The organism is Candidatus Terasakiella magnetica (genome assembly GCF_900093605.1).
Lineage (GTDB): Bacteria > Pseudomonadota > Alphaproteobacteria > Rhodospirillales > Terasakiellaceae > Terasakiella > Terasakiella magnetica.
Window position 1 is genome coordinate 20138 of sequence record NZ_FLYE01000023.1, and the last position, 13083, is coordinate 33220.

Consider the following 13083-nt stretch of genomic DNA (forward strand, 5'->3'; position numbering starts at 1 on the left):
AAGCCTAATATAAAGAAAGCAGGTCAGCCATCAAGCGTTTACCTTGAGAATTCACAGGTATTTTTGCAACAAACCGCCAGCGTCTGGGTAAGGCGACTTGGTCTAGGTCATTGCGCATCTCTGTTCGTAACAGACGCCCCATCCGAAACTCACCGATTTCATCCAGTTGAACTTGACCTTCAGGCGTTAGGACAATGACACAAGATAAAGACTGTCTTGCATCATCCGAAATTAAAGCAGCAGCTTCTTTAACATAGGGAGATTGTAAGGCAACGGCTTCCACCTCGGGCAAGGAAACACGTTTACCTTCGACTTTAACGATCCGGTCAATACGTCCTTTTAATAGGAATTTATCATTTTCTAGGAATTCAACCTTATCACTCATCTCATACCAATGATCATCTCCAAGGTAGGGTGAACGGATGGATAAAACACCATAATCATCGCTTCGAACATCAATGGCACTAAAGGGTGTCCATGGGGTGGCTTCATCGGTTTGTTGTCGATAAGCAATTCCACCAGTTTCCGTACTGCCGAAGACTTCCATGGGTGTTTTTGAGAGAAGGTTTTGTGTCTCAATGGCTGCATCAATGGGGAGCGGACCACCGGATGAAAAGATCATCTTTGGTGATGCTTCAATGTCTAATACAGGATAACGGGTCAGATGTGCGGGGCTAGAGATAATGAAGCTGTCTTCACAAATTTTTGGAACAAGATTTTCCCAATACTCAAACATCTCATCATAAAATGGGCGCCCTGCAGATAAGGGCCATAAGACTTTAAATAACATCCCGTAGATATGTTGGTGAGAAACTGTCGCGAGTGCGATTGAGCTCCCTAACTGCTCCCCGAAAGTATCTTCCAGCACTGTTATCTCATTCTCAATTTGTCGTAATGTTTTGCGGATACATTTGGCTTCCCCTGTTGAACCTGATGTGAAAAAATCAAGGATGCAGTTGTTTATATCAAGGGGCTGAAAGTCAAAATCAGTCTGTTGTCCTAATTCAAGAACAAGGCGATGTCCGTCCAGTTTTTCTAATGTTCCGGGCTGTGCATTTGGCGGCAGAGAAACCCTGCACCCTGCATGTAAAGCAGCCATAAGGCCCACAGCAAAGGTATAGCTGCTATCTTCGAATAAGATAACGCTCTGGCCTGAAAGCTGGGAGGCGTTATGGGCAACATCGTTCTTAAATTGTACGAAGGTGATGTCATTGGTGATCTGGTTTTCAAGATCATTGAGGAGAAGTTGAGACAGAGAAATCATGAATGTGTTCCCACATGTTTTTTCTTCACAAATTGGCGCACAACAAACTCAACTGCAAAAAGGCAGCCCATGAAGATGTAAGATAAAAACCCGTTGTAAAATGTCCATGTTTCTAAACCTGTATATAAAGCCGTCCAAAGTGAGATGCAGGCATTTAGGATAAAGAAAATGATCCAGATAATTGTGACGTTTCGGGTGTAGCGTACACCACTTTCGTTTAGGTCAGGCTCCATCATTCGGGCAAAACGCTCAATGATGGTTGGAGAATGAATAAGGGAATATCCAAAGACAGCTGCCAAGCTTAAACATAAGGCGATGGGGTAGGATTTTACAGCCAGCATGCTGTCAACAAAGGCGAGTATGCCAACAACACAAATGGTCAGGCCTAAGGAAACAAGATGTATGGTTTCTTTTTTATCATGCCATTGCAGCACAATGCGAAACCCTAGGAAAACCATTAATCCCATAGAAATGGCTAAAGGGGTAAAAACCTGAAGCCCAAAATAAACCGCAAACGGGTAGGCCACACCAATAACACTGGCGAGAACCATGAGCGGTTTAAATTTGATGGGTGGTTTCATTCGGCCTTATTCGGACACAAGACTGTGTACACGCTCAATAATATCATTAACGGTGCGAACGGTTTTGAATTCTTCCGGTGGGATTTTCTTACCTGTGAGTTCTTGAAGCTTCACTACAAGGTCAACGGCGTCGATACTATCAAGATCCAAATCTTCAAAGAGTTTTGCATCAGGGGTGATGTCTTCAGCAGGGACTTCAAAAAGATCCTGTAAATATTCATTCAACTTATCTGAAATTTCTTCACGGCTTAACATGGTTTTAGCCCTCCTTCTCAGATGAAATGAATTTTGCAAGATTTGCAACTGAGGCAAAATGCGTCTTTATATTCTCAGTCTCAGAATTGATTTTGATGCCGTATTTTTTCTGAATTTCCATGCCCAATTCAAGGGCATCAATGGAATCCAGGCCGAGGCCTTCTACGAACAGGCGTTCGCTACTTTCAATCTCTTCTGGTTCAAGGTCTTCGAGGTTTAAAGCTTCTATGATGAGCTTTTTAAGTTCGAGTTCTAATTCATCCATGAGAGACTTTTCCGCTGAAATGTTGTTCTAAATCTCGGGTCAGTTTTCTGACCACTTTTGATCTCGGTTGATGGCCTATATATGCCTGAATGTCTAGTTGTTCTTCAACCCAAAAGTTGAATTGCATTTTTTTTGGTGGGATTTCATACCATTTTTGTCCTTTAGCCAAGCTAGGGGGCAAGCAAGAGATTGTAATGGGTTGAATATCACAGGGCACAAGGGCTGCAATATTGGCAAAACCTCTCTGGAATTTCAGGTCTTTTCCGGGGACACTACGTGTTCCTTCAGGGAATATCACAATGTCATGGCCTTGTTCGATGGCTTGCTTACATTGTTCAAATAAGGCTTCGGGGTTTCCATCATTGCGAATATATCCTGCAGCTCTCATCACACCACCAAGATATTTACTATCCCATAATTCATGTTTCACAATGCATTGGGCTTTTGGCAGCATGGAAATTAAAAAAACAACGTCCAGAAGTGTCGGATGGTTTGCAACAATAAGTCGCCCCTTATCGTCTTTTAAGCGTTCTCTATCATAAACATCACAGTTAAGAATTCCTGTTATGCGCAGCATAAAGACAAAGAACCTAAAACAGAAGTGAACCATTCTTCGGGTACGATTAATACGTTTTTCTTCAGTTTTTGAAAAAATGGAAATCGCAGGGAAAACAGTTAATGTTAATAATAACCCACCAAGGCTAAATGAGGCGAAGGCAAGACCTGTGAATACTAAGCGCTGGAAATAATTGAGTTTATTTAACATGTTGAAAATTCCATTGAGTACGCCCATCACTCCAAAACCAGTTTCTCTTTTTCTTTAAGAAGCCGTCCATAAAATTTAAAGCCGCATCCTCTTTGTTTCCATTTCCATCAGCTTTAGATACGGAATATGAAATTTGTTCTGAATCGCTCTGTTGTATAACTAAAGCCATAGCCATTGGTTTGACTGTCTCATCACAGAATCCCTCATAAAAATCTGGTAGGGGTTCATCATAATGGACCAACAAGACGGGTGTTTCTGGATTAAGCTGCAACATGGTGCCAGCTTCTAATAAAGCATTGCAGAAGCTAGCGGGCCCGGCAGAAACAGCCGTATGGGGTTGTATATTTTTTGATGTAATTGAAAATAGGCCAGCTAATCCATTATGGACTGACATACTGAAGTTTGCGGGGGACAAAGGTTCTTTTTGTGATAAGGACCTAAGCATTTTTACAGTTTGCGCACTTTCTCCATAACGTGATGAAAAAACCATAGGAATGCTTTCCACGGCATCTAAATCATGTGTTACGCGCATGACCATGCGTCCAAGACGGCTCAAACGTCTGCGCAGCATCATGGGGAGGTCTTTCACATCCGGTACGTCGTCGTTTTTTTTCAGTGTTTCTGAAATATCCTGTGACGACATCCATTTTTGGCAGGTTTCAAGACTTGGCCCCCAAGCAGACCAGTTTGAAACGTTAAATGCAGCTGACATTTGTTATCGATTCATCGCAGATTTTTGCAAATTCATTTCAATGTCTTTTTCTAAATTTGCAACCCATCGATTATAATTTCGATGGATACGGCTGCCGTTATATAAGAGATCGACACTATTCAAATACTTAATTGAATAACTTGATTGGTCAAACGTAACTTCAATAACAGCTACATGTGTTTTTTTGCGGAATGTTAGCTTTAACAAGCCGGGGTATTGCTCTTCTACAAGCCATTTACGGTTCATGGCTGAAAGCTCAATGACTTCACTAATTTCTCTTAGAGACATAAATTCAGCAGAGGAAGGTACAGGATGACTAAACACTGAATAAACAGGTTGAACACGCCCAAAGCAACCACTGAGAATTAAACAGGCTACAACGACCAGCCCACTGCGTTTAATGAAATTAGCCATAATAAAGAATGTTCCCCCAATAATATCCATAGTCTTCACAATAAACCTGTTTAAGCTGTATTGGTCAAGCCAGATATCGTTTATGTTTTGGTATATTTAAGCAGCATGTTAAAAAGTCACCATGCTAAAAATGTCATACTTATCTCTCTCTGACCCGACGACCCATGAGTTTATTGAGAAATGGTGCGCACAGGAAGATTATGATTACGCATTGAAATTTAAGAAAAAGCAGCGCCAAGAACAAAGCCTTGCAGGACGGTGCCTTGTCAGGATGCTTTATTCTTGTTTTTGGGCAACGACTGAATGTGATCTAAAAATCATAGTTGGTGAAAATGGAGAGCCATTAATTCGTAGTCACCTGCAATCAATGCCATTATGGGTATCTATCAGCCATTCAAATGATTTCGTTTGTGCGGTTTTAAGTGATCATTGCCCTGTAGGTGTTGATTCAGAATATATAAAAGCCAATAGAGATATAACAACATTGGTTCATAAGCTTTATTCAAGCTTTAAAGGCAGTGAAATAAGTGCATATAAATTTTGGACTTTGAACGAGGCCTATGGAAAAGCAAAAGGGGTCGGTGTTGATTTTTCACAAGCTGATTCGATTTATCAAGCAATCTCACTGGCATATGATTCTGGTAACAGTTACAGCTTTAGGACGATCATGATTGGGGATTACGTCACTTCAGTATATTGCTTGTAAAAGATGTGAAAGAACACTTCGAACAAAGGGGCAAGATTGAAAAGGTTTATTTTGGTTCTGTGAATGAACAATGAAGAAATGTTGTAAACGTAGAGTTTTGATATCAGTATCGAACTTATTATAGCCATTTAGTGCAGGCATAATGTTAGTTTTTAAACAACACGTGATGCCGATTCAGTTGAAAGCCTAAAATTATACAAAGCATTAAAAAATAAGAAAAAAGGAAAACAAACGGTAATACCTGCGTTTGTTAGTGCCCAAGCCACACTATTGACGATTTCCTATATGTTTTATTCAAATGATCGAACAAAACACAAAACCCCAGTTGGGGTTAAATACGGAAACTTTCCATCCGTCCAAAACTAATCTGTCCACCCTGATATCCATCTTCATGACCCCGATCTTCATGCGGATCGGGTTAACGCCTTTTAAACATCACATTCTCATATAGAGCATCAAGACTGAAGAAAAAGTGATCGCAGTCATAATTAGTCATTTTGAATTATGACCGCGATTTATGAATAAGAAATCAGTCATAAATGGCAGTTTTCCTAGTGCTATAGGGAATTTGCCAAAAAAACATTTCAAACAAAAGCATAAATGAAGAAAAGGATTTAAATATGCTGAATATCGTAGAAATTGATGATGTGAAAATTGAGAATTTGATTGAAAGTATCTCCGCGCAAGAACGTTCTGCTGTGAACTGCGTGCTAACCAATTTGGGCATAGCAAGTGGTAAAAAAGGGGATGAAAGTCACTATCATGTAACAATTCCAGATGAACTGATTGTTGCAGCAAAATCTGAAGAAGAAGCCCGAGACCATTTCAAAAGCCTTGTGCCTTCCAAGTACCATAAGAACTATCCAACTTTACTGCTTAGGGTTCGTTTACAACTTATCGAAGCTACAGCAGGCATTTTGCATAGTGACCATGATATACAAACCTTTTGTGGAGGGCTCCATATCGCCATGGAACGTATTTTTGGCCAGAATTATGTTTCTAAAATGAGAGTGAGATATGGGCATACAGTATATAACTGGTTACGAGGCCTTCGTTCACCAAGAGGGACAGAAGTAAATAGAAACAAACTGTCCCAAATAGCTATGGATGCTGGCTTGCAGGCGGAAATCCTGACCAAGCACTTACCTGTACAACGTAAACTTCTAAAGAGAACTTCTGGTCGCGGTAATGCGAGCAACGAGGAGTATGGCATAACGAAATATGGTTATGCTCGGCCCTTCATTACTGAGAGCATGTTAAGTAAATATAATACTGAACGTGTACGAGTTAAAAAGGGTAAGGCACAATTATTGTCAACCCCATTGAATGCTGAGTTTGCGGACTACTATTTCTATAAAACTGCGAGACAGTCTGTTTTACGATTAAAGGACCTGAAAAGAAATTCCAGGCAGAGTTGGAAGGACCCTATTAATGACAGGGGCAATCTGGCCGGTCGGGCCAATGCCTGTTCCTATGCATTATCCAAGTATTATGGATTTCTTTTATCTGCTGGCATCCCTGTGGAAGAACTCAGGTTGTATATGATTGCTGACCCTGAATTGCTAAATGATTATTGGAACTTTACAACCCGTCGTAATAACGGGAATGAAGCGAATTCAGTAATTGAAGCGATGTTTCATATTGCATCAACATTAGTTACTGTCGCAGGTCGTGAGGCAGAAGAAGGTTACTTACGTCAAAAGCCTGCACTTGTACCTGTAAATATACCAATGAAATGGATTGAAGAGGCATACGAGAACCTATGCCAGATGAAAACAGATTGGCTAGCTGCAAAAGCTAAACTCCCTAAAGATCCGAAATTAGATCCGTTGATGCGCATTGAACCAATTCTAAGGTTGGATAATCCAATGCAGTATCTATATGACATGCTCGATAATATGATCCAACGACGTAAATCATATGCAACTGGAACAGGTCAGCGGTTGATACTTGAATATGATATCGCACTTCTTGCACTTCATATACAGAGGCCATTTCGTTGTGCCACAACAGCTCGCTTGACAGTGGATAATCTCATTCTTGATCCGGTATCAGGAAAACTACGTTTCAATACTCCTGCTAATTATTTGAAGAATGAAAGGTATTTGCCTCAAAATATTTTGTTGAGCGGTATTACGACGGAATTTTCTGAGCCTTACAATACGATTATACGCGAATGGCTAGAAGTCTGGCGACCAAAGGTACATGGAGCGCAAAAGGGGTCACACGCATTGTTTCCTATTCGTCTTGAGCACAGAGAAGGTGATGCATTAAAGCAGCCTCTTACGAACACCATACGAAATCATTTGTTTAAACTGACCCAAATATATGCACCGCAAGGAGTATTTCTTGATCAAGACGCTGCTCAGTGGCAAGGAGAATACGGTCATTGGATTAGGAAAGTACAAGCTGTTGCGATTATTAAAGCAACAGGTCGTTATGATTTAGCAGCAGCTCAGTTGTTAGATAGTGAAAAGATGGTTCGAAGGGCATATCACCGTTTCAATCCTCACGATCACGATCAGCAGATATCCAATTTAATCACTCCGTCCACACAACAGTGATTTTTTGATTAGTGAAGATTAAAGGCTCGTTATCAAACGGGCCTTTTTCTTTTTACTTCCTTCCTTTCGTTGTTCACGGGGCTAGGTCGATCTCAAACAAATGAGATCAACAGAATGAATAAAACGAATATCAATGTGTCAAAACTAATTAATGAACTTGATGGCCCATACAAGGCGCATTTGAAATTGAAAAAATGCGGTTATGACATCTCTGAAAGTGGGGTGCGAAAATGGGTTAAGAGGAATTCAATTCCTGCACATCGCCTGATTGAAGTTATCGATACTTTACAGCGGATAAAATATTCCCCTCCACCTATGTCAAAATTTATAGAGAGCACAGAAGAAAGTGAAAGTTCGTAAGTGTTTCTATTCGGTAAGAACACTCACGAACGGAAAAATAATAAAAGAAAAGACTACATAAAATATTGATTCCAAAAGTTTTTAACTTGCAAGCAAAGGAGTCAAATATGTTTGCTACAACTCAAAATGAAACTTCACCCATCCATACGTGTAAGAAGTTTCATCGATATGTACGCCCTGTGACGTCACTCGTTAATTTGATCACGATCATCAAGCTTTTTAAAGTTGAACAGGTTTTGATTGGAGAGATCGACAGAGATGAAACGACCTTTATCACAGTCGATAATGAAAGGTGCAAATCAATTTTGGGTGTCATGTCTTCAATTATTCAGAATAGGGGAGATAATGTTGACCAATATAAGAGGATGGTAGCTTCATTGAAGAAACGACACCTTTACACGACAGTTTTTATCACTGAGCAGCAAGACAATAAGGTTAACACGCTCGTTTTAGCCGTTGGGCCTGTTGAGGACAAGATCACATATGTCAGTGTTACAGAAGACCTTCTTTTAAAGGCTTCATCTAAAGTCCAGGAGCTGTAGAGAGATGGAGTTACAAATCCCAAAGACTTTGTCTGACGTAATTACTCAGCACAAAGATGAACTTACACTTAGTATTACGGATATCGGAAAATTAAAAGCAATGGTTGACCGTCGATTGGATGGTCAACTACGCGGAGAGATCAGACCATCTTATTTAATTGAGCTCATTTGGTATCCTGACTCTGAGAAAGAGAAGAAAGATATTCATGTGCTCGGAGAACACGTATCACTGAAAAGTGCTTATGCAACTTCCAGAATAGTTTCTGCTTCACTAGACTTGTCTAAAGTCCGAACTCTATCAGGTAGCATTTACAACATTTCAAACATCACGACATCTGAACCTCCCCAGAATTTACTTCTACATATGTGTGCAACACTCAATTGTTGGCGATTAGGAAGATATTTCGGTGTGCTGGATGTCTTTTACTGAATTCCCTTTAATGGCGCGCATGCATACAAAAGTATGCGTGCCATTTGTGATGGTAACAGCAGTCAAATATTATGAAGAAAAAAACAAAAAAATGTTTTCTTTGTTTTCAATGAGTTAGTTGGTTTGTGCAAAAAAAGTGGCGTGTGCGATTCCAAAAAATGGAATTACGAGCCTTTTCCTTAGAACCACACATAAGGAAAGGAAACTCCCACTATGCCCCATTCAACAAAAACGATAATTGATATGTTGAACAAAGAAAATCATGAGAAGTGTTTAGCACTTCCGCATGAACAAATCAAGCATATCGTTTACGGCGCTGAGAAACTTAGCTTCGATGAAAACCTAATTTCGGTTCGTTCTATTCGATCAGTACTGAAAGATGAAGGAATTTCAGCTGGTGAAAATAAGCAACTAGGCGTTGCGGTTAAATCACTTGTTCAGATTATTCAGAAGCTAAATGCTCAGAAGAAAATTGATGAAGAAAATCTTCTAGAAGCGGTGCTCCCTCTTCAGGTTACTGAAAAGTTTGAGCAACTCGCTGAAACATACGCTGCGTCATTGAAAGAAGTTCGGTTTGCTGCAGCTGAGGCTATTAAAGAGCAAAATACTAAAGCATTTGCTCAGATGAATCAGAGTGTTGGACTTGCAGCTGCTGAATATGAAGAACGCATCAAGCGCCTTCATATCGAAAATGACGACCTTCGCAAACAAGTTGAAGAACAATCTGAAGCGATCTCGTCAGGAAATGAAGAAAGACAGCAGCTAACAGTCACAGTTCAGAGTTTGGAAAGTGAAGTTGATATCTTGAAGGAACAAGTTTCAGGAAAAGACAAAGCAGAGAAGGAAGTTGAACGCCTTCTAGGACGTCTTGATGTCTACGAGAGCTTCCCCAAACCAACAGCACCACGACGCTCTTCATCAACAAAGAAATAACGCCGTAACAGCGTAACGGATTGTTATCGCGTTACGCAGTTACGCACAGATTTTTATTACGAATTTATTTTTAAGGAATTTTATTATGGCTCAAAAATTAGCACTAGACGAACTGCCAGATTGGCCCTTGCTTTTAAATATAGAGGAAGCGTCACGATACATTGGAATATCGTCAAATATGTTTCGTGACCTTGACCCTGTTGAAAAAATATATCTTAGCGAGAAAACGGTTCGTTATCATCGTGACGACCTAAAAGCATGGGTTGAGTTTTTAAAACAAGGTACTTCCAAAAATACGAATAGCTCGCTGATTGAAGGGATGCTTAACTAATGGTCAAATTTCACATCAAAGGCATCAAGACCTTCGTAAGTAAAGGTAAGCGTTATTATTATGACCGTAAAACCAATACGCGAATTTATGCCCCCTATGGAACTCCTGAATTTGCGATAGAAGTTCAAGATATTCGTAAAGCTGCGGGTGAGAAAGGGCCTATAATTAAAAAAGGGACGCTTGGTGCCCTGTTACAAGAATATCAAATGTCTTTGGAGTTTGGGGCATTAGCACCACGTACTCAGAAAGATTATCGCAGTTATTCAAAAGATTTGGATAAAGTCAAAGGCCTTGTCTTAGCCGAATTAACGGCGCCGCACATAACCGCAATCCGTGATCATATTGCCAAGAAACGCACAAAGGATCGTGCAAACCGCGTGAAGACTTACCTGACAACATTATTCAATTGGGGAATTCCGCACGGCCATATCACGGATAATCCAGCGATAGCTGTTCCAAAATTGAAGAAATCACGTGAAGAAAAGAAAAAGAAAGCGAACAGGCCTTGGAAGGCTGAAGAGGTACAAGCATTTCTGGATAACACTTATCCTGAAATGGGTACAGCGATAGCATTGGCAGTAGGAACATCTCTACGCGAACAAGACGTTATAAGGCTTCCTTGGACAGCAATAGAAGATGAACGCATCGTTTGGACGCACACAAAGACGGGAGTTGAGATTGATATTCCACTCTCTGAATCTTTGAAAAAGGTTTTGGAAACATGCAGAAAATCAGCTGATACGATTGTGGTTGGTCGCCGTGGCAAATCATACGCAGGTGAGGATGGTTTTCGTGCAAACTTTACAAAAGAGCGAAACAGGTTAGCTGAATTAAAATTGATCGGGAAAGACTGCACTTTCCACGGCTTACGCCACACGATCTTAACCATGATCGTGGAAGCAGGTGGTACAGCAACAGATGTGATGTCTGTGTCTGGGCATCAAACGGAAAGCCAGGTTGTACGATACACGGAAACGGCCAATCGCTCTAAAGGGGCTAACAATGCTGTTTCTCTGATGAATCAACATGAAAAAGAACAAAGAAAAAAAGCCAAAAACAATGAAAGGAATAAAAAATGACAAATGTTATGGCTACGCAGAATGTGAGAACATTCGATTTTGATTATTATGTAGCGCCTACAGGAAAGGATTCAGGATATTATCTGCAGAGATTAACTGATGATACATTCTTGACTCTAGAAGCTACGAACGATGATTGGGGTTGGGGGCAGGTTAACAATTCTAATGGTATATTCGTTATAGGTCCGAAGTTGGGCAGCGAACGAAGTGTATCGACTTTCTCTGACCAGCAACTAGCTGATAATACGAAGATGATTTCCAAAGCTGATATTATAGCAAATATGGAAAGACATGTCCGAGAGACAACAGGATTAATGCCAGAGTTTGATGGGTTTGTTGTTTAATTATCAAATAATAGATATCTGAGAAAAAAGCGTTAGCCCTAAGTATGGGCTTACGCTTTTTCATTATGTGGGTTTTCTGCTGACCTGAAAAATACTTACTTATGACGTTATTACCCCAATATCAGTCATTCTTTGTATTGCTAAAATGTCGACTTCTACCCCTTCGTGATGGATGCTACTCATTGCATGAGTGGCTATGATCTGAGAGAATTGTTTGTTGGTTGTATTAGAAGACAGCTCTCACCATTCAAATCATGGATGAAATTGGAAAATTATTCACATTAAGGTTGCACGATGAAGGGTAGAAACCGAAATGCACCTTGCTGGTGCGGCTCTGGTAAAAAGTTTAAAAAATGTCACCTTGACCGAGATGAGCAGTCGAAGGAAAATCCATGGACTGCTGTAGACAAAAATCGACAGGCATTTTCAAAGAAGAAGTGCTTCGCATTCGACATCGGTCTGGGAAGTTGCGATGGTAGCGTGATCAAAGCTCACACCGTCTCACGTGGCACTAACCTTGCCAAAATTGCCAAAGATGGTCATGTCTTGAAATACGTTACCAGCATTCAGGAAATGAAAAAGAACGGTGGCAAGTTATCCGTGAAGAAGATCGGTATTAGAGATGGGTCGGTTTTCCATGGTTTTTGCAGCAAGCATGATCGAGAACTTTTCTCATGTATCGAGAATGAAGCATTTATCGGGCGACCCGACCAATGCCTTGCTGTGGCCTATCGCACGATGAGCAGAGAACTCTATGGAAAAGATGCTTCAGCTCACTTGCGCGAGACGTTGCGAGGAGCCGACAAAGGCTTAAAACCATTCGATCAATTAATGCTTCAGAAGATGTTAAATGAAATAGACATGGGCAATGAAGCTGCGCGACGTGAACAAAAGGTTACGCATGATGTGTTGACAACAGCATTGGCGAATGCTCGTCTCGATACACTAAGGTCGGTCATATTTGAGTTTGCGGGTCCTTTACCATTCATGTTTGCAGGCGCTTGGTCACCCTTTACTGACTTTCATGGCAGAGAGCTTCAAAAAGGGTATGCAGACGAACTTCTTGAGCAGTTTTTTGTGTCTTCATTCGCTGGTGAATCCGGAGCGAAAATATGTGTTTCGTGGCTGAATACTGATGACGCGCCGGGGTTTGTCATCGCAGAGCAGCTGATGGCGCTGCCGGGTGATCAACAAGCTTCAGCATTTCTTCAATTTGTGATGAAGCATGTTGAGAACATCTTTTTCAATCCCGACTGGTTCCAAGCCCTGAATAACAAACAGAGAGAACGGCTCGACCAGCTTGCAGCCGACGGCATCGATCCGATGGGCAGTGTTCCATCAATAGCTGTTAATTTAGATGTAGACTTCCTACTGCCTACATCATCGAAATTGTTTCACGTTCAACCACGAAGCCGCATTTCGTCCTAGCAAAACGCAGTTCGTCATAATTGCAGACGTTGCTACGGACGAGGTGAATTTCCAAATTGGCTCAAAAGCAGATATTTATTCCCATTAGGTAGGACGCTGGCTAAGAGCA

At 40.8% G+C, this 13083-nt stretch carries 17 protein-coding genes; 10 read left to right on the top strand and 7 right to left on the bottom strand.

The window, feature by feature from the left end; all coding sequences use genetic code 11:
* Positions 1-4: 4 nt before the first annotated feature.
* Genes MTBPR1_RS09285 through MTBPR1_RS09315 form a run of 7 tightly spaced genes read right to left on the bottom strand, consistent with a single transcriptional unit; the run spans position 5 to position 4287 of the window.
* Complete coding sequence (locus MTBPR1_RS09285) at positions 5-1264, bottom strand: AMP-binding protein (RefSeq protein ID WP_083223001.1); 1260 nt, start codon at positions 1262-1264, stop codon at positions 5-7.
* Positions 1261-1845: a COG4648 family protein gene (locus MTBPR1_RS09290; RefSeq protein ID WP_069188746.1), complete on the bottom strand. Its 585-nt coding sequence runs from the start codon at positions 1843-1845 to the stop codon at positions 1261-1263. Before MTBPR1_RS09290 ends, MTBPR1_RS09285 begins: the two co-directional genes overlap by 4 nt.
* Positions 1846-1851: 6 nt before the next feature.
* Positions 1852-2100, bottom strand: a complete 249-nt coding sequence (locus MTBPR1_RS09295; protein ID WP_069188747.1) for an acyl carrier protein — start codon at positions 2098-2100, stop codon at positions 1852-1854.
* A 4-nt stretch (positions 2101-2104) separates the two neighbouring features.
* Positions 2105-2365: a phosphopantetheine-binding protein gene (locus MTBPR1_RS09300; RefSeq protein WP_069188748.1), complete on the bottom strand. Its 261-nt coding sequence runs from the start codon at positions 2363-2365 to the stop codon at positions 2105-2107.
* Positions 2358-3131, bottom strand: a complete 774-nt coding sequence (locus tag MTBPR1_RS09305) for a lysophospholipid acyltransferase family protein (protein WP_069188749.1) — start codon at positions 3129-3131, stop codon at positions 2358-2360. The genes MTBPR1_RS09300 and MTBPR1_RS09305 overlap by 8 nt, the downstream gene beginning before the upstream one ends.
* Positions 3121-3843 (bottom strand): beta-ketoacyl synthase chain length factor, encoded by a 723-nt coding sequence (locus MTBPR1_RS09310; RefSeq protein ID WP_069188750.1) that lies wholly within the window; start codon positions 3841-3843, stop codon positions 3121-3123. The genes MTBPR1_RS09305 and MTBPR1_RS09310 overlap by 11 nt, the downstream gene beginning before the upstream one ends.
* 3 nt (positions 3844-3846) lie before the next feature.
* A complete protein-coding gene (locus MTBPR1_RS09315; protein ID WP_083223003.1) occupies positions 3847-4287 on the bottom strand; it encodes a hypothetical protein in 441 nt (146 codons plus the stop codon).
* A gap of 91 nt (positions 4288-4378) precedes the next feature.
* On the opposite strand from MTBPR1_RS09315, the gene MTBPR1_RS09320 reads away from it, so the two are divergent.
* From MTBPR1_RS09320 to MTBPR1_RS09365, 10 genes are all read left to right on the top strand, one after another.
* Complete coding sequence (locus MTBPR1_RS09320) at positions 4379-4963, top strand: 4'-phosphopantetheinyl transferase family protein (RefSeq protein ID WP_126465137.1); 585 nt, start codon at positions 4379-4381, stop codon at positions 4961-4963.
* 620 nt (positions 4964-5583) lie between these two features.
* Complete coding sequence (locus MTBPR1_RS09325; RefSeq protein ID WP_069188752.1) at positions 5584-7527, top strand: hypothetical protein; 1944 nt, start codon at positions 5584-5586, stop codon at positions 7525-7527.
* Positions 7528-7641: 114 nt separating this feature from the next.
* Positions 7642-7887: a hypothetical protein gene (locus MTBPR1_RS09330; protein ID WP_069188753.1), complete on the top strand. Its 246-nt coding sequence runs from the start codon at positions 7642-7644 to the stop codon at positions 7885-7887.
* Positions 7888-7994: 107 nt separating this feature from the next.
* A complete protein-coding gene (locus MTBPR1_RS09335; protein ID WP_069188754.1) occupies positions 7995-8429 on the top strand; it encodes a hypothetical protein in 435 nt (144 codons plus the stop codon).
* Positions 8430-8433: 4 nt separating this feature from the next.
* On the top strand, positions 8434-8859 hold the full coding sequence (locus MTBPR1_RS09340; protein WP_069188755.1) for a hypothetical protein: 426 nt from the start codon (positions 8434-8436) through the stop codon (positions 8857-8859).
* A 213-nt stretch (positions 8860-9072) separates the two neighbouring features.
* A complete protein-coding gene (locus tag MTBPR1_RS09345; RefSeq protein ID WP_069188756.1) occupies positions 9073-9792 on the top strand; it encodes a hypothetical protein in 720 nt (239 codons plus the stop codon).
* Positions 9793-9877: 85 nt separating this feature from the next.
* The gene (locus tag MTBPR1_RS09350; protein WP_069188757.1) at positions 9878-10123 is read left to right on the top strand and encodes a hypothetical protein; all 246 of its coding nucleotides are present in this window, start codon (positions 9878-9880) and stop codon (positions 10121-10123) included.
* Entirely contained in the window at positions 10123-11202 is a 1080-nt protein-coding gene (locus tag MTBPR1_RS09355) for a site-specific integrase (protein ID WP_069188758.1), read from the top strand. The genes MTBPR1_RS09350 and MTBPR1_RS09355 overlap by 1 nt, the downstream gene beginning before the upstream one ends.
* The gene (locus MTBPR1_RS09360; RefSeq protein ID WP_069188759.1) at positions 11199-11546 is read left to right on the top strand and encodes a hypothetical protein; all 348 of its coding nucleotides are present in this window, start codon (positions 11199-11201) and stop codon (positions 11544-11546) included. The genes MTBPR1_RS09355 and MTBPR1_RS09360 overlap by 4 nt, the downstream gene beginning before the upstream one ends.
* A gap of 294 nt (positions 11547-11840) precedes the next feature.
* Positions 11841-12974: an SEC-C domain-containing protein gene (locus MTBPR1_RS09365; RefSeq protein ID WP_069188760.1), complete on the top strand. Its 1134-nt coding sequence runs from the start codon at positions 11841-11843 to the stop codon at positions 12972-12974.
* Positions 12975-13083: the final 109 nt, after the last annotated feature.